Below are 18,406 nucleotides of genomic sequence, written 5' to 3' on the forward strand. Positions count from 1 at the left end.
GTATTACCTCAGGAACAGGTCAGGCAGGGATTTCAGGCCAGGCGATATCAGGGGCGGTAGTGGTATCAATGCGACTAAGAGCGACCCGGTATTTTTTCCACTCTGCCAACAGAAGTACTTCATCGTCAGTCTGAATGCCCAGTTCGACGGCATCATTCAGGGGGGCTATTTTTTCGTTAGCCTCCCGCATCAACTTAGTCAGCAGTTCACCTGCTGCATTAACATCGGCCTGGTGTTTGGCTTCCGGGTCACTAATCCAACCATCGCCATTCCATTTTTGGTAGCTGTCAGCAGGAGCTATTGCCGTCACATCACCCGGCAGGGCACCGAGCTCTGAAATCTCAACAGGTTCTCCAGATACGGTGCTGTATACGATTTTTCCGCGATGGTCCTCGAAAATAGACCATAAGCCCGCAGCAGTATTGAAAATCGCCGCTTCTCCTGTGGCTGTTTCGGGTGGTGAGCTTTGAGTGCTGCAGGCAGGCAAGCCAGTGTGAGGCGGGATCGACAATTCTTCAACGCCCACTAACTCCCCCGTATCGTCGCTGATATGATAAACGGTTACCACCTGAGTTTTGTCAGACATTTCAAAAGCCATTATGCGAGCCTCACGATGTAGTTAAATGCGATGTTTTTAACGGTGTTTTCTGCATTACCTGCAGCATCAACCGTGATGGTGTGCGAGTGGGCCCCAATAACCACGGAGTGAGTGTGCGCGCCTGCAGTGGATGTTGTGCCAAAGGTGCTACCACTGTTGCTACCAACCTCCTGATCGCTTCCGCCCTGCTTCTGCATTGCCGATCCCCACGTGTGAGTGTGGTCCCCGTTGCTGCTTGTCGTTTTGGTACCGAGATCGGTCGATGTAGCCGACGCTGTGTGTGAGTGGGACTTAACACCATCTTGCTCCTGAGACAGCACCGCACGCCCGGTAGCCGGCTTCCCCTTAATGGTCCAGTTTCTCATGTCTGGAATGACACCTGACGGGTAAGCTGTAGCCAGTAACGGGTATGCCGTAAGGCTGAATGTCTGCCCCTGCATGAAAGCGAAATCACCGTCTGCCGGCAAAGTGTCAGAGGGCCAGGGAATGGGGGTGCCAACTGGCAGAGCGCTCCGCGCAACCGTGTTAACGGAACTGATCAGCAGGGATACCAGTTTTGTGGTATCTCCATCATCAAGCACATCCTCTTCGGTTGTCTCAGCGATGAACTGAGCTAAGACGCTCGCCATCACCGTCCCCTGGCGCAGGGCTTTATTAATCTGTGCGGACCGGGCCAGCCCCGCTGTAAATCCTGTAGAAAGGGCGATCAAACCTTCCCATTCCGTCTGAGATGTCACATTTGAGCCAGATGCGATGGCAAACGGTTTAAAGTTATTAACTGGCATCAGAAGTTTTCTCCCCATGCGCCGGACTCAAAGCCAGCGATATAGTCATTTTCGACATCAAATCCAAAGAATTTATATCCATTAGAGGGCGTAACTGTTTCCCTGACTCTTACCCCGGCGGCCTTTACAGTAAGGAGTCCAGCACGTACAACAAAAACAAACTCAGCCGGGAGTTTATCTATTGGGTTAATGTCATATCTCGATGGTGTGTAATCATCAGGAAGAGAAATAAAAGGACCACGGTTCATTCCAGAATCAAATATCAACCGGTCTGTTACAGACATTAAATATTCAGAATCAATGACGATGAGCACTGAGATCGTCATATCCTGATTATCGAGGATGATCATTTTAATCCCGGTACCAGCAAGCGCTGTTTCCAGAATGTCAGGCAGCGTTCCGTTCTGACCATTCCAGTTATTAATCCCTACCCTGGCCTTTAACACGACCCGGTATACGTCATCGCTCAGGTAGGTTAATGCGTCAGAAGACTGATACGGACCAAGCCAGATCCCCTGGTCCCAGCCAACTCGTTCTTTGTCCCATTCAAGGAAAACACCAGATATCGGCGCGGCAACAGTCCGGGATACCCCAATCCATTTACCAAGAATATCAAGTTGTGCCCCTACGCCAGTATCTATATCGAACGCAGAGATAAGACCGGACACTGAACCAGACACATCAATTAGCGGCCTTGTCGACAGGTCAACATGTTTTACAAATTTTGGTTTTCCCGCATGGTAGTTGGAAATAAGATCGGTGTATTTGCTCATGCTGTCACCGTTATCTCTATATTCTCCACGCTACATGAAACGGCCTCGTCATATACGACTGTGACATTAGCTGCTGCGACAGACTCAGCCGACCGGCCTATTAACAGCTCCATAATGTCGTAATATCGCGCATTCCCTCCACTGACTACGCCGAGGTTCGCCGGGGAATAAACCCGGCTCAGCAGCACACTATCACCAATAGCGAGAGAGTTAATGTACGAAGCAACAGCGGCTTTCATTTCATCGCCAATGTCGGAGGTGTAGCCAGTTAACGCCTTAAGGGTAATTGACACATATACCGGAACATCTACTGGACGAGAGAAACGAATGGTATAAGGATTTCCATACTTATCTGTGACTACCACGGCCGTCGTGCCGTAGGTGGATACTCCCTGCCCCTTCACGCTTCGGATGGTATTGGCAATTTCTGTTGCATCCCCACCCTCAACGACAGCGGAAATAGAGTGCTCTGGTAACCCGTTAGCGTCCGTTGTCTCGGTATCATTCTCAAACAGCTTGTGACGGGTCACGCCTTCAACGTTAGCAATCGCACCATCGACCGCGTCAAACGGCGTGAGAGAGGCCAGCGCGACGCTTTGCGACTGCCTTACGCGTAGCTGCGCATCCGTCTCTGCAGCAACACCTACCGTGGCCGCCAGCGGGTTAGTCACCGAAGACCATCCACGCGTCGGCGTGTTGATGCCATTTACCGACCCCGCCACCGCAGCTATGGCGCCATCATTCGCGCACGTGGCCGTCGCCACCACGGTACCATCAGAGCCAATCACTACCGTCGCCGGCAGATTCCACACCACACTGTTTGTGTCGCGTACCGAACCATTTGTGATGGTCGTGCCGATAGTGCCGGTCAGCAGTAGATCGACCGTCGAATTAGTCGCTGCACGCCGGGTAATGCCGTTAATTTTGACGTTGCTCGTCAGTGCATCTGACAGGGCAGTCGCCGGCGAGAACGAACGGTAAACCGAAATGGCTGTGTTGTTAGCGTCATGAATGGCCAGCGCCACCAGCGCCACCATCTGGCCATCTTTGCTGTCAGGATCGAGATAGGCATCACTGCCATAAATCTGCTGGAAATAGCCGGTGATGGTGTCCAGCACGGTCTGATAGTCGGGCGCACTTATCCCCTCAGCGGTTACCGTTGCCGATAAGCCGAGTGTGTCGAGGTCCAAAGACATTACGCCTCCGAGGTTACTGTGGTTGTCCCGTAGATGGTTTCTACCGTTGCTGTGAACGTTACACGGCGCGTACGGCCGTCAACTTCGGTGTTAAATTCGGTGATTGCGCTCACGCCCTGCGTTTCCAGGATGCGCCGGCGGATAGCCAGGTTGTAGGTGTCGGGCTTTTGCTTACCCAGTACGGACTGAATCCAGGGCGTTCCCTCGGTGGTATCGAGGAACCACTGACCGTACCAGAGCAGGAAGCGCGTTTTAATGGCCTGCGCGACGGCCTCAGGAGAATTCACCAGCCAGGTATCATCGCCCTGACCAAAGGTGTAATCCCCGTCATCGTCTTCACGTCGGTATCGCATTATTCAGGCTCCCCGGTGCTGTCGTTACCATGCTCAACTCCGCCATGCGTGTGCGTCATAAGGCTCTTGCCACCTGCAGTCACGTCGTTGGTTACGGTGACCGGTCCGCGCATCGTTGCTGTGCCGCCACCGTCTCCCATGCCCTGCGACAGATTGCCGTTGATTGTCACGTTGCCGTTAAGGATGATTTCAGAGGCGTTAATGGTCGCATTGCCAGTCGTAGTGGCAGTGATATCCCCTCCGGCGGCCACCTCAATGAATGCGGTGCCGTCGTCGGTACGCAGCTGCGCGGCCGTAGTGCTGATGCCGCTTATTTTCTTCGCCTGCGACTGCGGGCCCACAATACAGAAGGCATCCGATAAATCGTGCATGCGCCCGTCTACTGGCTCCTGTATGCCCCCGCTCTGCCACCAGAAATCAATGCAGCGGTCAGCAAAGATAACCAGGCATTCATCACCAGCCGTAACGGGAAAAGTTAGCGTACAGCCACCACCGCGGGGGAAGACGACAGGAACATCTACCAGCAGCGGCAAGCTAACGGACACCTCAGCGCCTGATTCGTCATGCTCCACGCCTTTAATGGCTGGCTGAACAACAGCGGTGACGGCATCCGGATCAAACGACTGAATGATGCCGGGAATAGAGACGCGCATTGCGGACATGATCGCTTGCGCCAGCTGCGCGTCGGCCTGCTCTTTACTGCCGAGCTGTGCGTTAAGTGCTACGGGCATTTGGTTTACTCCGGGCATTAAAAAACCCGCCGTAGCGGGTTTAAATATTAATTTTTTTTCGGGGGTGGTATTACTGCTTCAGCCCAACATCTGCATTTGCCATCAGGGCAACACTTACCTTCCCCTGGCAATCCAGTTACTGGAGGCTTTTCCCACTTAAATTTCTTTCCGTTATTTTTTGCACACTCCGGGCAGCACCCTGCATCGCCAGCAGAATGCCAGATGAATTTTTTAGAACCCACCCTCTGAGATCTTATTTTTTCAAAGCGGGCATGCTCCGATGGCGTTCGTCGGTGTGGCGAATGAACCATATTCCGCATGAATTGGTCATCTGACCTCTTTTTAAGAAAGGTTTTTAGCCTTACGTATAATGAAATCAAAATCATAACTGCAAGGATAAGGGTTGCGGTCATTATTCTTATTTCACCTTCGCACAGTTATAAGTCCAGAACTGTCTCGGGTCATCCATGTTCTTGCGGATCACTTCGACGTTGAGAATTGCCTTATTGTTGCGCTTAACATAATCAAGGCCCAGCCAGCGACCGGTGTTTGGATCGGGCAGCATCCATTGCATCATGACGTTATCGAAATCATCCTTTTGCTTGAGGAAGGTCATTTTTTGTGTTTCAGGGGCTTGCCCGTTGATATGCATAAGGCCATCGTTAGCAGCTTCGAGTTGAAATGGTCCGCACTGCATACCTTTTGCTGAAACCAACAGAGGAGATGTTAATAAAAGCGCGAATAATGCCTTTTTAATCACGAGTGAATACCTTCGACAAAGTTCCTTGTGACTGCAACTCCGCAGCCCCTTTCGCCAGACAGAGCAAATCCATATACCATGCCTGCCCGCGAGTATCGCCAGTATAGTCAATGCTGCCGACAATGTAATCACCATCGGTATTGATTGCGGCAAGCTGGGATCCGGGCAAGCCATCGACATAGATATTACCGTCAGTGGTACTTTCGCCTAATACCCCTGGTGACTGCCCGATTTGGTCATTGCCGAGAGCCTGGCGATATACTGAGGCCTGATCCAGCCTGATGAGCCCCCCCAGCTTTATATTCGGGTTTATCAGGCAGCGAACGTTAACGCCCGCACCCATCGTCTGCTGTGGCATGCCAATGAGTCCGGTATCGGCGTTCAGCACGATCGCCTCCTGAATATATTTGTCATCAGGTAGGATATGCACCTGGTTGTTTTCATACCACCAGTTGGCTTTGCATTGCCCAGCCAGCCCGAACATCAGGCGCCCGGTATTCTGGTAAATAGTACGTCCGCGGGGGAAAACAGTTGAGCCGAAATCGGGCGTGCTGCCTTCAGATATTCCGTATGGCCTTAATGACTGCATGCCGAGATCAAACAGGTCTGCGTGCTTCCAGCCAGCCGCAACCGTCGTTTTCACGCTCGCGTTCAGATGCCCTTCCCAGCCATCGATACACTGGATGAGCACCCAACTATCGGTTACGTTCTCCTTCCCGGTAATGGTGAAGCGAATGTCACCATTGAAAATCAGACCGATGTTTTTATCAGGGTATTCCCCGCTGTCATCAGCTGCGCCGTTGTATCCGGCGATGGCTCTGATCCGGGTAAACTCCTTCCCCATTATCCGGTTCTGAGTCTCTGGCGCCAGATTGTAAATTTTGAAGTTACCGACGAACCCGTTAAAAATGGTGGCCGGCATCTTCTGAATGTTAAACGTCACCTTGAAATCTGACAGTGAGATGCCATCACCCTTATCGTCGATAAGCTGCAGCTCAAAATGCCGCATCCAGTTTTGAGACATGATCACTCCGTTACTACGTAAAGGTGGCTCTTAGTGCCGAGGTCTGCTGCCGTTGGGTTGTCATTCGCCGGGTCATCACAGACAACATAGAGCGAAAACCCGAGGCTCATGTAATGATATTGGGCCAGCAGATCAGCGCCGGTAATCAGGGGAATACCCTTGATCAAGTCGGCGCCGGCACTGTCCATGATATCCAGACACCAGAACACCGCCCGCCAGGTAACAGCCATTTGAAAGCTCTGACCCGCCAGCGCAACCGCGAACTGCTGGTTGTCGGGTGACAACGGGATTTCTGATACAGACATTTAACCTCCGGTGAAGAAACGCACACCCCGGCTTAGCAATGACTCATCCTTAGGCGTTGGAGTTTTAACGCCTGAATTTTGCACCGCTGAGGTGTTCACGCCCTCTTTCATATTTTCCTTTTCGGCTACACTGACTGTCTGCGTCTGGGTGGTGATAACCTCCCTCAGCGTAACGGTTGCCATCAGGACATTTTCGCTTGCGCGATCGGTGGTCACATCCAGAGTCCGGATCACCATATTGGTATACAGCCGCTTGCCTGTGGTTACGTCGATGAGTTGTCTTTCCTGCTGCATTTTAAGCAGCTCGGCATAAACCTCTTTCGGCCCCATGCTGTTGAGCGGCGTCGACAGTCCAATATTTCGGGTGTCATAGAAATCAAGCAGTGAACCACCACCAGCAAAGCCAATTTCCATTACCACTTCAGAGGGCCGGCGATAGGCATGGTCGGAGATAAAGCCAGTCCCGGCGTTGGTTGCCCTCTCCACCGGGTGTTCGGTTATTTCCAGCGCATCGCTATGCCGTTCAGTAACAACTACGTCGGGGATCATCAGTCCAATGCGCCGGCTCTGCTGCTGAAACAGCGTAGATAGAATATCCATCAGCTCGGCCCCCTCGCCAGTTGCTGGGTTGAGCGTGCATTAACATTCGCCTGATTATCTGCAACGATTTTACCGGCCTCCCTTGGGTCGCTGACACCAGAGATGTTGATGACCGTATTCTGGTTCAGCGTCGCGCCACCACCCGGCATATTGCTCATCACCCGGGGTATGTAGTTTCTGGTCTCCTGCGGCATCAGCGCCATGCCGTACTTCTGCACGTTACCGATCCCCCAGTTATATGAAGCCAGAGCCTTGCCGAGATCGCCGCCGTTCCTCTGCAGGAGCATCGAGAGATACCGCGCCGCCGCTTCCGCCGACTTCATCGGGTCAAACACGTCATTACCGCGCAGCCCCATATCGCGGGCGGTACCCGGCATAAACTGGAACATCCCTTTGGCGCCTGCGCCAGACACGGCAAACTGATTACCGCGTGATTCAGTAAGCGCCACACTACGTAGCAGACCCGCTGGTAGGTTATACAGCGCCTCCAGCTTACCCATCATTGGAGCCATCCAGCCCAACAGTTGAGCGCCTGCTTTAGTGGCCTGAGGTCGTTTAACAGACTGCCCGTATTGAGTAGCGTCACCGCCAAACCAGCCAGTAACGGCCTGCCCAATACTGCGCGGATCAAACCCGGTTTTATTCTGAATCCAGTTAGCCGCGCCGTTAGCACTGTCTGTCACCGCATCTGGTGGCGCACTATTGCCGCCTTGCTTTAAAAGCTGCCTGGCATAAGCTGCTGCGTCTGACCATCGGCCTTCGTCAATAGCATTGAGAAGCTTGCCGATGATATCCAGCATCTTGCTAAGTTCATCAAATTGCTTTTTCAGGCTGTCGAATTCGAACTTAATCGACCAGGTTTTGGGGTCGATACCGAAGAGCTTTATCAGCTCGTCTTTGAGGCGCTTAATGCCTGACCATAGCTTGTCAATGGCGTTCAGAGCCAAAGTTATCGCCGGTTCCCATGCCTTCCAGTCGATAAGGCTTTTGCCGCCTTCTTTCCATGTTTTGTAATCGTCGTACAGCAACAGGATTGCGCCAGCCAATGCCAGCACCCAGGTAATGGGAGACGCCATCATCGCCGAGTTGAGCAATCGCCAGACCACCACAAGCCCACCAAGAGTTTCGATGAGGGCCTTGGTATCGTCATTCAGACCTTTCCACCAATTCTTGACGTCAATGGCAGCCTGAATAAGCCGGTATACAATCCGACCTACTGCCTCCCCCATCCAGAGGATACCCTTAACCGTCGCGGTGATCGCCCCTTCGATTTTCGGGAAATTATCCAGAATCTGGCGACGCAGGCGGTCCAGCGAGCCCGTCAGACCATCGGCCAGACTGGAACCGATTTTGTCCCGCGCCATACCGGCCATCAGGCCGAATGACCGCAGCGAGGTCATGAACTTGTTTGAGCTAACAGCGGCCACGTCAGCGTTATAGCCGATCGCCTTCGCCATTGCGGTATATTCGGCGCTGAACTGGCCGATACCGCGACGCATAGCCATCAGGGTATTTTCATCAATTCCCAGCATCTGAGCGTACTGGTTAGCACGATAGTACGGCATGCTGCTGAGCCGTTGGCCGACACCGGTAAAGATCGTCGCCATATCCCGCATATTGCCTTTAGCATCGCGGGTCTGAACGCCCAGGCGGTTAAGGAATCCTTCGGCGCCGGGGTTGTTACGCACGAACCGTGACAGGCTTTCCAGTGAGCCGCGGGCGGCGTCCACGCTGCCTCCCATCTGGCTGACGGCATACCCTATCTGTTTGATGCCCTGCACCGTTGCGCCGGTGCGCTGTGACGCCCAGTAGAGGTTATCGAGACCGCTGGCGACTTTCGCGGTAAAGGCCACCACTGAAGCAGCAGCCAGTTCAACTTTGGTACCAAGCTCAATCGCCTTAAGCGTCGTCCCGGCAACCACTGCATCAAATTTTCTGGCGCCAGCCTCATCGACTTTGAACCCAAGCGAGATCAGAAAGTCCTTGAGCGTTTCAGCGTTCATTGTCCTCTCTCCATTTCGCTATTCGGTAATCGTTATCGGCTTTGAGCTCCAGCCAGTCGTTCATGCGGGCAATGTCGGCAAGGTCTACAGATCCGTCCTTCAGCGCGGTATAGGGGATATACCCGGCTTCCACCGGGCGCATCAGGAAGCTTTCGCCTTCCGGCAGCGATTCCAGCGTTAAGCCTGCGGCGACGGGTCCACCGTTTCGCTGACGGGGAGTTCTTTCAAAAAATTTCCCAGGCTATCGGCGACCACCCGCGCCACCAGCTGCAGCATAGTGAACAGGTCGATATCGTCGAACATCAGCACACCCTGATCGAAGATTTTCGCCCAGCCCTTTTCGTGCTGGCGTGAGACGACGCTCAGGCACGGAAAAATCACCGCGTTAACGTCATCGTCCGGCAGCGCTGCCAGCGTATCGGCAATTTTCGGCAGCACGCTTTCCAGCACGGCGCCGGAGTTACCGGCGGCGGCCTGCGCTTTCAGCGTGGAAAACTCACTGACCAGACCTGCCAGCACCGGAAGAAGCTTACGGCTGACCTTCAGTTGCTGGAAAACGTCGAGTTTGGCGGTACGGTAGTTGACGCCTTTGATTTCAAATTCCATTAGTTAGAACTCCCCCAGCAGTTGGTCAACTTTACCGGCGTCAAATACCCACGACACCGTATTGCCGACTTTGGCGTTAGCGTGATCCGGCTGTTTCTGGAATGCGCAGCTGCGCGCGGTGGTGATATCGCCTGACACCTTGTTTCGGATGACGATTACGTTATTACCCCAGGTCGCGGAGGACTGGCTCTGCGCGTTATACATCAGGGATAGCTTTTTGTTCACTGGGGACGTTTTCAGCAGGGTTACCGTGATGGTGCCGCTCTTACCGGCGTGTAGGCTGTGCATCACCTCACCATCAGCGCCGACGGTCATGGTGTTTTTCGCCTCGGTCATAGTGACCGTAATACCCTCTTCGGAGTTCGCCGAGCCATAGCCCAGATCGATACTCCCGGTCGGACCGGTAAGGGAGGCCGAGACGTCAATAAAACTGTAAGTGTTTCCCATTTATTCCCCCTTAACGAACCACGTTGATCTGTACGTCGCCATAGTGAATAGCGCCCGCCAGTTTGATCGCCGCCTGAATCACCGGCGACTTCCGCGCTTCACGGTCAGACTGCGCCTGACTGGATACTGCATCTGCGTAGACGTAGTACCCCTTCGTCAGTGTGTCACCGGACTGAATCTGTCCAATCGGGCCGCCGTTCCACACACCCGGTGCCACCAGACCGTTATTAACCGCCTGGTCAAGCGATGCTTCGACATTGGTCATTAGCCGGGTAACGCCCGCGTCGGTCTGCGGGATTTTGGTAGCCGAGGTGTACAGCAGGTTATAGATGTTGGTCTGTACGTAGTTCTGCAGCCAGTCCAGGCCGTGGCGCTCGTCGAAGAAGTCACCGTTCGCCATCACGCCCTGCTGGATAATCGCCGTATCGTTGGCGTAGTAGACGTAGACGTTACCGTTAATGGAATCAATAGCGGCTGCCTGTGTGGTCGTCAGCGTCTCGTACGTCACACCAGGCTCGGTTTTGAATTTCAGGGTGATCGTGGTGTTGTTGCCGGTGAAGTTCACCGTGAACGCGCGACCAAAGGCCGAGATAGCGGCGTATTTGCTGCTGGAGCTGTACTGCCAGAATGTACGTCCATAACCCGCGGCTTTCAGCTTGTAGCCGATATTGTCGGTATTGCCTGCCACCAGCACGTTCACGTCATCAGTGGTAACGGCCAGAATGCGGCTAAGGCTGGATGCCTCGATCGCCGCGGCGACGGAAATCACGTCAGCCTCAACCAGATCGGCGCTGTCGGCAATCGCCAGCCCATACCAGTTGGTATATTGCAGCGAAGCATTAACCGCCTGCAGCAGCGTTTCAACCGCCCCGGCTTCGCCTTCCGCCAGCGTTTTCGCCCAGCGTCCGATATAAACCAGCGTTGGTTTTGGTGACTGTGAAAAGAAGATGGTCGCCGCTTCGTATTCCGGGGAATCAACGCCAAAATCATCGCCGATATCTTCAATGGCCGAATACTGGCGAATGCGCTCGGTCACCGGAATAACGGTAGAGGTTCCCAGAATGAGGAGCGCACCGAAGTTTCGCCCCGTTGCCGCTACCGGTGACATGATGACGTCAACGTTAACGACATTGGAAACAGGTAAGCCCTGTGCCATGTTTTAATCTCCAAAAAATTGCACTGGCGCGTCGACCAGCGATTGAATGCCGTACTGGCGGATGATTTTGCGGCGCAGGTCAACGCCGATATCGTACCGGCGTACCCACTGGTTATTGATGAGTTCGGGAAGGTTGAGGATCCGGCCCATCTGCAGGAATGTCATCCCGACCCGGTTCAGTTCGCCGTTGTTTTGTGCCACCAGCAGACCGTCACGAAAGCGCGTGGCCGTCGCCAGCCCCTGTGGTCCGTAAAAGCACAGAATCAGGCTCACGGTCTCATGGGACCACTGCTCGGTGTTCTCTTCGCCCTGTACATAAGCTGGGTTGAAGTCTTCCTGAATACCGGTGATACCGAATGCGCACCAGGTGGTGCCGTTTTTGGGTATCTGCTTTTGTGGGTCGGTCCAGCGTGGATAAACCAGCGTGGCATCCAGCCCGGTAACGCCCCGTATCCAGCGACTAATTAGCCGTTCCAGATCTTCATCGTAGGGCGGCGAATCCCCGACAGGCGTCAAGTACCCCGCCGTTGTGCTGTCGTTACTCAATTGGCGTTCCCCCGTCGAATTCCAGCAGCTCGCAATGTGCCTGGACAAACCCGGCACCGTACGCCGTATACGGATCGACAAACGTCACACGGTAGTCACGCCCGCGATATGTCACGATATCGGCATCTAATCCGGGCTGGCCCTGCGTAAGCCTGAATTGAGTCACGATGAGGATTGCGCCGTTGATGTTTTGCCCTGCGGCCATTCGTTTAGCTTCCAGCGAGCGGTCAACGGTCACCACGCCAGTAAACGGGATATCCTGCGGTGTATTGACCGGGAAATTATCCTCGTCGACCGTCTGCAGCTGCCGGTGACATACCAGCGTCAGATCGACAAAATCCGGGTCCAGCAGAACTTCAGTCACATCGAGAAGCGGCATTATTTTTTCCTCACGATATAGGTGATCGATTCCATCATTTTGTGAGTGTCATACAGCGGCTTGAAGTCCTGCCCGTTCTTGCGACGTTTGGCTTTCGTTTTCTCAGATAATGGAGCCAGACGGTCACCAGCACCGATAACCGCCTGAGAGGCCACGCTTGCAATCTGTCCAGCGGCTTCAAGATGCTGCTCTGCCTGCTTCGCATTACCCTCAAGCGCAGCCTGCGCAGCGAGTTTTAAACGTGCGGTGGTTTTATCCCGTGAATCTTCAATACCCATGTCGAGAAATGGCCGGGGCGGAAGAGTCACGGTTTCGCCGTCGATCTCCACGGTCGCGCCAGTAGATTGCAGGTAGCCAATTTCAGCGTTGCTCAGCGGCGAATCTTCACGCGGTGGACCCGCAGGAATACCCACCAGCACATCAGTACCGGATAGCTGCTTCAGCGCATCGAGAACACCGGCGTAATTGTCCTCACGAACCGTTAACCCGCTTTTCATTACGGTGTCCCCAGTTGAATTGCTCCGGCACCGAAAATCATCAGATATTCCCAGAACTCAGAGCCGTAACGGGAGTTGTTCCAGAAACCAGCATTCGGGTCCAGCGTAGCGCTGGCGTCGTAGCTAACCGAAACCTTATCCACTGATTTTGATGTCTGTACGCCGCTATTTGCACCACCAGATGCACCTACAGCAACGCTACGCATATCAGCGGCGTACAGGTACAGGTAGTGCGCGACATACTGCCCAACAATGTAGGGGAAAATATCCTCACCAAACCGTGATTCGCTAAACAGAACATCAGCGAGATTAATGCGCATCTGAATCATGGCGGGGGGATACGTGGTTTCGTCAGCGTACTGCGGGAATGCCGCCCTGAACTGCTCAGGCGTCGGTAGACTTTGATTTCTTGCCATTGGTTGCGGTCTCCGGCAACTGCGCTTCCAGTTCGGCAATGCGCGCATCTTTCTCTACGATCTGCGCTTCCAGTTCGGCAATGCGGGGATCATCAACCACCGCCGGCGCTTCGCCATCTGGTGAGCAATGCGCTTTTACAAACCAGTGCTCTGCCACTGCGTCATCAACATCATGGAAGCCTGCAGCGAATGGCGTGATTTTCGCACCGTCGTTGAAATTGAACGCGGTCAGTACATAGATTTTCTTCATCGGTATTCCTTAGAAAAAAGCCCCTGTGAAGGGGCTATGCCTGGATTAAATGCCATCCATGTAGTTCAGGGTTTCCGGGTAAACCGGCTCAACCGCACCCAGCTTGCCGTAATAGGTCACCAGCTGATACAGGCCGCGATACTGGATCGGGACGCTCTGCAGCGGAACCATCGGGAAGCGAACAAACTTCTTATCGTTGGTGTAGGCCACCATGCGATCAGTACCGCCCACACCGCGACCTTTCATCCATTTAACCGGACGAATGTTCAGCGGCTTGCCGTTCTGGTGGTAGGCGATAGTGTTCGTTTCCAGGTAGGTCAGCAGAGACTGGTTACCGGCGCTGGAAACGATGGTGCTAGCAATGAACGAATACTGCTCAGGCGGGATCAGCAAATCTTCCGGCACTTTGGAGTAAGCGGAACGGGCCCATGCATTGCTCAGCACCTGGTTAATGCTGGCGCGGATTTCGTCGGCGGTTGAGGTAGCCCACGTTTTGGTCGCGTTGGTCGGTGTCACCTGTGACAGGTTAAGCAGTCCTTTAGCACCTTTCGCCGAGTCACCGATATAAACCTGCTCATCGGTGTCCATATTCCATTTCAGCTGCATACCATCGTATTTCTGGGTGTCGATGGGGCGACCTACCTGCGCTGCAGCATTAAGCTCAATAATGGTCCAGCCAAGCTCCATACCCCACAATTCGAGCGGGAAGCCTTTCTTCTCGATATCAACATTGATACCGGCAATTGCTGTTGCCAGCGGGCTGATCCAGTTCTTACCGTTGGCATTAGGCGTGCCAGCCGCAGCAAAGGTGGTGTTGGTGAAAGAACTAATTTCGTCAGCGATAGACACGTCTTCACGCAACTGAATATCGCGACTCCACGTCTGCGAGGTCAGCGGCAGATTCAGCGTCTGGTCGAGGCGCTCCAGTTCTCCGATGAGAAAGGCACCAGAACTGTCGACTGTTGCCTGGTCAAATGTCATTGGCATTTGCGATTTCCTTAAATATTAAAGGCCAGTTCAATGTTGCCGTTCGTGTCGCCAGGGCCATTGAAGTAAGCGTTGGTGATCTGCACGGTATTCGTGCTGTCAGCGGCGGCCAGGAATGCACCCAGCGGACTTGATGCTGTCGGTGTAGCCACGCGCATAAAAACAGCCCCGCCAAGCGTTACAGCACTGGCATCAGCACCGAGGTTTACCGTGACATAACCACGCTTCATGCAGTCGCCCGCGAAGTTGTAGCCACTCCCGATCTGGCGCACTTTGTCGGGCTGAGTTGTAGTTGGGTAAGGACGAACATAGATACCCACCACAACAGCAGCCGTATCAGCCGCCTCAATCGGCACAAACTTACCTGCCGAAAACTTCCCGGCAAGACCGTACGCGGCGAATGCCTTTGTGCTGTCCAGTGTCTGAGGTTCAACCGTCAGATCCTGCGGACGAGAGATTGCGCCGGCGATGCCTGCAGGCATCCGGTAAAGAAACGTGTTATCCATTGAATGCCCCGTTAGTGTTTAGCCCAGAGTTCCTTCGCGGCGGCGTTAATCTCCGCGATGGTTTTGGTGGTGTTGGAGTTGATAGAGCGGAAACCGTCAGTGGTTTTGGCTGCGGTATTGCGGTTTTTCGCCACTTCAGATACAGCATTAAAGGCCATATCCACAGTGGCTTTTTTCAGTTTGGTGATATCAGCATCACCCACGATAGAGCGAACCATCGCCTGGTCTGCGGTTGCCAGCACAGAGCGCTTGAACGCGGTAGGTTTTGCCGAAGATGGCAACTGGATACCAGGCTGAATCAGATCGGCACGATAAGCGGCGTCACCGGTAACCGCCCCCTCTTTTTCGTCCTTCTCTTCATCATCTTCGTCTGCATCGCCTATTGCGGCCGCCGGAGCAAGCTTGGCCACTGCCTCGATCAGCGCTTTGCCCCATGCAGGAATTTCTTCATCATCGCCAGTTCCCGGCAGGGTAGGTGCGGGTAACGGGCTTTGCGGAGAAAGGTTGATCACCACCCCGCCTGGCGTAAGCGAAGAACTCACATCATCATCACCCGTAACGCTCTCCGGCGGATTATCAATAAGATTCGCCATTTCGGCGGCGTCGTTGGTTTTACGAGCGCGCACAAGGCGCTCCCACCAGTTTTTGGCTTTATTTGGCATGCTATCTCCAAGTGCGCAGCGAGAACCAGCCCGCCCATTAGGGACAAGGGCCAGATGATTACCGGTTATTGCGTACTGCTCCGCGATACCCGGCGAGATTTGTCGGTAATCTGCGTCATATCCGCAGCTCACCTCGTCGTCACCATCCTCTACCGCCTGAATAGCTTCAGGGGTTTTGGCGATAACATCAGCCAGCAGAAGATCGGCATTGTCGCCACCTCCTTGCCTGACGTTCTGAATATGGCCATTCGCCAGCAGCCGCCAGTTCTGCGGCGTAACGAAAATAATGTTGCCGTTAAAATCTTTCGGATGGCCGATGGTGACAGCCATTCCTTCAAACGATGCAATCGTGCGCTCGCTAAACACCTCTTCAGGCGTTCTACGTACCACTATCAACCCTGAATCATCAGGGATAATGTCTGGCAACTCCTCGGCGCCATAGACCTGCTCGCCAGTGCGACCGATCGGCACATCTTTGAATAGCACCGAGCCATCAGCGAGCTGAAACCGCGTATTCCCAAGGCGGGTTTTGAAGAAATATTTCATGATTTACCTGCTGAATGGCGAGCATTAAAAAAGGCCGCTCAGCGACCTGTTATTTTCTCGGTTCGGGGATCTGGACTTCTGACCAGCATTTGCAGTTCGGTAGGCATCCTGCATGACCGGTCATCCCGTCAAGGGTCGGTGGGTTGTCCCAGCGTACAAACTTATCTTTCATCTTTCGATGTGATGGACGGGTTCCAGCACCTTCAATCCGCCACCAGTAACCCTCAGAGCCAACGGCCAGCGCTCGCGCCTGCGTCAATGCTCCGGTTGCACGCCCAATCTCCGTACGGGCTATCATCCGCGCCCTGCTGGCTGCGACATCTCCGGACTGCATGATCATCTCGTACAACTGATCCGGACGCTCACCATTGATAACCGCCTGTATAGCGCGTTCCTGAATTTCCCTTACCCGGCCTGCTGCCTCTATCGGCAAGGATTTCATGTACCGAATCTGACGATAAACGATATCCTGTGCGACCATGCCGACAGGCGTGTTATCCATCACGTCACGTAGACCTGCGGATATCTCCTCTGAAACAGACCGCCACTGGTTCCACTCTTCCTGCTCCACCTGGGCGAACATTTTCCTGCCGACCATTTCGGCCCAGTCATCAATCACGCCAGAGTAGTCGATGAGCGTTCTGGCAATGCTATCAGCGCTTGCCTGTGAACCATCGTATGAACCCGTGACGATTTGATTTATCTGGTCGACTATCGCCAGTAGGCTTTTCTGATACTGGCGCTCCGACCGGCGGCGGAGGTTCGGTTTCAAATTCAGCCTCCTGCCACTGTTTCGCCGCATTCTGAATATCCTCGTCGGTAATAGATGCGCCGATGCCTGTCACATCAGCCAACTCGCGTAAATCGGTAAGCGCCGCTGCTGGAGACATACCGATATCCCGTACAGCTGTTGCCAGTGCGGTAGTCGTGTTGGTTGCGACCGTTGAGCGGTCGGTGTCGCTCATTTGCCACAGGGGATTAAACTCAAACGTGAAATCCTCCGGCAACGGCTCTCCAAACTCCGAGCGATGCAGCACATCGAATAACAGGCGGATGTGAGGGCGTAAATCTCTCTCCTGCAGCGTACCCACATCGTCGTAATAGTTTGCGAGATCTGCATCACCGGTTGAGAAACCCTTCGGTGACTGACGGAACAGGCGGACCAGCGGAATACCCACGGCACCAGCGATATCTTCCTTAAATTCGCCCAGCAGGTCAGACAGGCCAGCAAAAGAATAAGAATGAGTTTCAAAAGTATCCTCCGCATCAAACAGGGACATTCCCTCGTTAGTCTGGAACTGGCGGACCATATCCATATTCTTGATCAACGCTTCGAACGGCTTACCGCCCATAGCGATAATCTCGCGCAGCTTTTTAATCTTTGCTGTGCGTAGGTGTGCCTTATACGCCAGCTGGGCGGCACCAACGCTGGTGCTGTCGTAGGAGGTCAGGCGGTCGAAAATACGCTCGACAATGGACATGCCCCATTCGTTTTCGGTGATTTTCTGCTGGTACGGCAGTTTCACACCATCCATACGGATCAGGCGGCTGTGATGAACGGTCCACGCAGGAAGCCCCTGCGCCGTCGTCACGATATCGTAGAATTCAGGCTTGCCGAGTTTAGGACCAAGAGCCTTTATGCGCCTGTTGAGCTGTGGGTTAATCATCCAGCGATCGAGAACTGCAAGCCCCTTAAAGCTCCCCTTCCCGACCTTATCGAGTACCAGGGGGGTTAATGGCGCCTGCCCTTCAATGAGAATTAGCGCAACAGCACCACCATACAGCCTGGACCACTTCAAGGTTTCATTGATGCAATCCCATAACTGCAGCTCATCAAATTTAGACTCCAGAACGCCACGCCGTTTCGGGTCAATTTCACTGGTGATGCGTACGCCCTTTTTCGTCATATCGTCCGCTTTAGAATCGACAGCTGCGCCGATGATCCAGGATGAGCGGTAAGCGTATTCAATCAGCAGCCGATTGCGGCTGGTATAGTTGGCCCGGTAGGTCGATGCAGCATGCTGGTTGGGCTGCTGCATGCCGACGCGGGCAATGAAGTTATCGTACGAATCCGCCGTGGCGACTCGTCCTGTTTTTTTCGCCATTGCGTTGATACTCCCGTTATTTTGATACCAGTGACGAAACAGATAATTTGTTAAAAAAAGACCCGATTTACCATAATGTACGTTATCGGCACTACGCGTGTAATGGCTCAATAGTAATGTCCGCCTGTGGCTCAATTCAGATGTCCGCGCTATGGTAAGCTTCACTGGTCCGTTT

26 protein-coding genes are annotated in these 18,406 nt (G+C 53.7%); all 26 read right to left on the minus strand.

Features of this window, described 5'->3' with window-relative positions:
* Positions 1 to 19: 19 nt before the first annotated feature.
* On the minus strand, positions 20 to 598 hold the full coding sequence (locus tag ACESQ2_RS22265; protein ID WP_373171297.1) for a tail fiber assembly protein: 579 nt from the start codon (positions 596 to 598) through the stop codon (positions 20 to 22).
* Complete coding sequence (locus ACESQ2_RS22270; protein ID WP_224394459.1) at positions 598 to 1,383, minus strand: tail fiber protein; 786 nt, start codon at positions 1,381 to 1,383, stop codon at positions 598 to 600. The genes ACESQ2_RS22265 and ACESQ2_RS22270 overlap by 1 nt, the downstream gene beginning before the upstream one ends.
* Positions 1,383 to 2,156, minus strand: a complete 774-nt coding sequence (locus ACESQ2_RS22275) for a DUF2612 domain-containing protein (protein ID WP_044347058.1) — start codon at positions 2,154 to 2,156, stop codon at positions 1,383 to 1,385. Before ACESQ2_RS22275 ends, ACESQ2_RS22270 begins: the two co-directional genes overlap by 1 nt.
* Positions 2,153 to 3,352, minus strand: coding sequence for a baseplate J/gp47 family protein (locus ACESQ2_RS22280; RefSeq protein WP_282812718.1), 1,200 nt, complete (start codon positions 3,350 to 3,352; stop codon positions 2,153 to 2,155). Before ACESQ2_RS22280 ends, ACESQ2_RS22275 begins: the two co-directional genes overlap by 4 nt.
* On the minus strand, positions 3,352 to 3,705 hold the full coding sequence (locus ACESQ2_RS22285) for a hypothetical protein (RefSeq protein WP_373171298.1): 354 nt from the start codon (positions 3,703 to 3,705) through the stop codon (positions 3,352 to 3,354). Before ACESQ2_RS22285 ends, ACESQ2_RS22280 begins: the two co-directional genes overlap by 1 nt.
* Positions 3,705 to 4,436, minus strand: coding sequence for a Gp138 family membrane-puncturing spike protein (locus ACESQ2_RS22290; protein ID WP_316133981.1), 732 nt, complete (start codon positions 4,434 to 4,436; stop codon positions 3,705 to 3,707). Before ACESQ2_RS22290 ends, ACESQ2_RS22285 begins: the two co-directional genes overlap by 1 nt.
* 47 nt (positions 4,437 to 4,483) lie before the next feature.
* Entirely contained in the window at positions 4,484 to 4,849 is a 366-nt protein-coding gene (locus ACESQ2_RS22295) for a phage minor head protein (protein ID WP_128910097.1), read from the minus strand.
* 5 nt (positions 4,850 to 4,854) lie between these two features.
* Complete coding sequence (locus tag ACESQ2_RS22300) at positions 4,855 to 5,133, minus strand: hypothetical protein (protein ID WP_238076245.1); 279 nt, start codon at positions 5,131 to 5,133, stop codon at positions 4,855 to 4,857.
* Positions 5,134 to 5,188: 55 nt separating this feature from the next.
* The gene (locus ACESQ2_RS22305; RefSeq protein WP_128910096.1) at positions 5,189 to 6,220 is read right to left on the minus strand and encodes a hypothetical protein; all 1,032 of its coding nucleotides are present in this window, start codon (positions 6,218 to 6,220) and stop codon (positions 5,189 to 5,191) included.
* A 2-nt stretch (positions 6,221 to 6,222) separates the two neighbouring features.
* On the minus strand, positions 6,223 to 6,525 hold the full coding sequence (locus tag ACESQ2_RS22310) for a hypothetical protein (RefSeq protein WP_104896102.1): 303 nt from the start codon (positions 6,523 to 6,525) through the stop codon (positions 6,223 to 6,225).
* Positions 6,526 to 7,125, minus strand: coding sequence for a phage baseplate protein (locus tag ACESQ2_RS22315; protein ID WP_289154146.1), 600 nt, complete (start codon positions 7,123 to 7,125; stop codon positions 6,526 to 6,528).
* Positions 7,125 to 9,128 carry a transglycosylase SLT domain-containing protein gene (locus ACESQ2_RS22320; RefSeq protein ID WP_373171299.1) on the minus strand — a complete coding sequence of 668 codons (2,004 nt, stop codon included), beginning with the start codon at positions 9,126 to 9,128 and terminating at the stop codon, positions 7,125 to 7,127. Before ACESQ2_RS22320 ends, ACESQ2_RS22315 begins: the two co-directional genes overlap by 1 nt.
* The gene (locus ACESQ2_RS22325; RefSeq protein WP_373171301.1) at positions 9,118 to 9,270 is read right to left on the minus strand and encodes an NTP pyrophosphohydrolase; all 153 of its coding nucleotides are present in this window, start codon (positions 9,268 to 9,270) and stop codon (positions 9,118 to 9,120) included. Before ACESQ2_RS22325 ends, ACESQ2_RS22320 begins: the two co-directional genes overlap by 11 nt.
* Before the next feature lie 35 nt (positions 9,271 to 9,305).
* A complete protein-coding gene (locus ACESQ2_RS22330; protein WP_373171303.1) occupies positions 9,306 to 9,734 on the minus strand; it encodes a phage tail assembly chaperone in 429 nt (142 codons plus the stop codon).
* Positions 9,735 to 9,737: 3 nt separating this feature from the next.
* The gene (locus ACESQ2_RS22335; RefSeq protein WP_064168886.1) at positions 9,738 to 10,181 is read right to left on the minus strand and encodes a DUF3277 family protein; all 444 of its coding nucleotides are present in this window, start codon (positions 10,179 to 10,181) and stop codon (positions 9,738 to 9,740) included.
* 10 nt (positions 10,182 to 10,191) lie between these two features.
* Entirely contained in the window at positions 10,192 to 11,337 is a 1,146-nt protein-coding gene (locus tag ACESQ2_RS22340) for a DUF3383 family protein (RefSeq protein WP_373171304.1), read from the minus strand.
* 3 nt (positions 11,338 to 11,340) lie between these two features.
* Entirely contained in the window at positions 11,341 to 11,790 is a 450-nt protein-coding gene (locus ACESQ2_RS22345; protein ID WP_076752615.1) for a hypothetical protein, read from the minus strand.
* Positions 11,791 to 11,875: 85 nt separating this feature from the next.
* Complete coding sequence (locus ACESQ2_RS22350; RefSeq protein ID WP_064168883.1) at positions 11,876 to 12,262, minus strand: hypothetical protein; 387 nt, start codon at positions 12,260 to 12,262, stop codon at positions 11,876 to 11,878.
* The gene (locus ACESQ2_RS22355) at positions 12,262 to 12,759 is read right to left on the minus strand and encodes a hypothetical protein (protein WP_064168882.1); all 498 of its coding nucleotides are present in this window, start codon (positions 12,757 to 12,759) and stop codon (positions 12,262 to 12,264) included. Before ACESQ2_RS22355 ends, ACESQ2_RS22350 begins: the two co-directional genes overlap by 1 nt.
* Entirely contained in the window at positions 12,759 to 13,175 is a 417-nt protein-coding gene (locus tag ACESQ2_RS22360; RefSeq protein WP_373171306.1) for a DUF4054 domain-containing protein, read from the minus strand. The genes ACESQ2_RS22355 and ACESQ2_RS22360 overlap by 1 nt, the downstream gene beginning before the upstream one ends.
* Positions 13,144 to 13,425: a hypothetical protein gene (locus ACESQ2_RS22365; RefSeq protein WP_200782962.1), complete on the minus strand. Its 282-nt coding sequence runs from the start codon at positions 13,423 to 13,425 to the stop codon at positions 13,144 to 13,146. Before ACESQ2_RS22365 ends, ACESQ2_RS22360 begins: the two co-directional genes overlap by 32 nt.
* 45 nt (positions 13,426 to 13,470) lie before the next feature.
* Positions 13,471 to 14,412: a DUF2184 domain-containing protein gene (locus ACESQ2_RS22370; RefSeq protein WP_044347011.1), complete on the minus strand. Its 942-nt coding sequence runs from the start codon at positions 14,410 to 14,412 to the stop codon at positions 13,471 to 13,473.
* An 11-nt stretch (positions 14,413 to 14,423) separates the two neighbouring features.
* The gene (locus ACESQ2_RS22375) at positions 14,424 to 14,918 is read right to left on the minus strand and encodes a hypothetical protein (RefSeq protein ID WP_044347009.1); all 495 of its coding nucleotides are present in this window, start codon (positions 14,916 to 14,918) and stop codon (positions 14,424 to 14,426) included.
* An 11-nt stretch (positions 14,919 to 14,929) separates the two neighbouring features.
* The gene (locus ACESQ2_RS22380) at positions 14,930 to 16,126 is read right to left on the minus strand and encodes a DUF2213 domain-containing protein (protein ID WP_200782961.1); all 1,197 of its coding nucleotides are present in this window, start codon (positions 16,124 to 16,126) and stop codon (positions 14,930 to 14,932) included.
* 49 nt (positions 16,127 to 16,175) lie between these two features.
* Positions 16,176 to 16,724, minus strand: coding sequence for a phage minor head protein (locus tag ACESQ2_RS22385; RefSeq protein WP_373171307.1), 549 nt, complete (start codon positions 16,722 to 16,724; stop codon positions 16,176 to 16,178).
* A 55-nt stretch (positions 16,725 to 16,779) separates the two neighbouring features.
* Positions 16,780 to 18,231 (minus strand): DUF1073 domain-containing protein, encoded by a 1,452-nt coding sequence (locus ACESQ2_RS22390; RefSeq protein ID WP_373171308.1) that lies wholly within the window; start codon positions 18,229 to 18,231, stop codon positions 16,780 to 16,782.
* Between the last annotated feature and the right edge of the window lie 175 nt (positions 18,232 to 18,406).

The sequence above is a fragment of the Klebsiella sp. Q11 genome (assembly GCF_964241505.1).
GTDB lineage: Bacteria > Pseudomonadota > Gammaproteobacteria > Enterobacterales > Enterobacteriaceae > Klebsiella > Klebsiella michiganensis.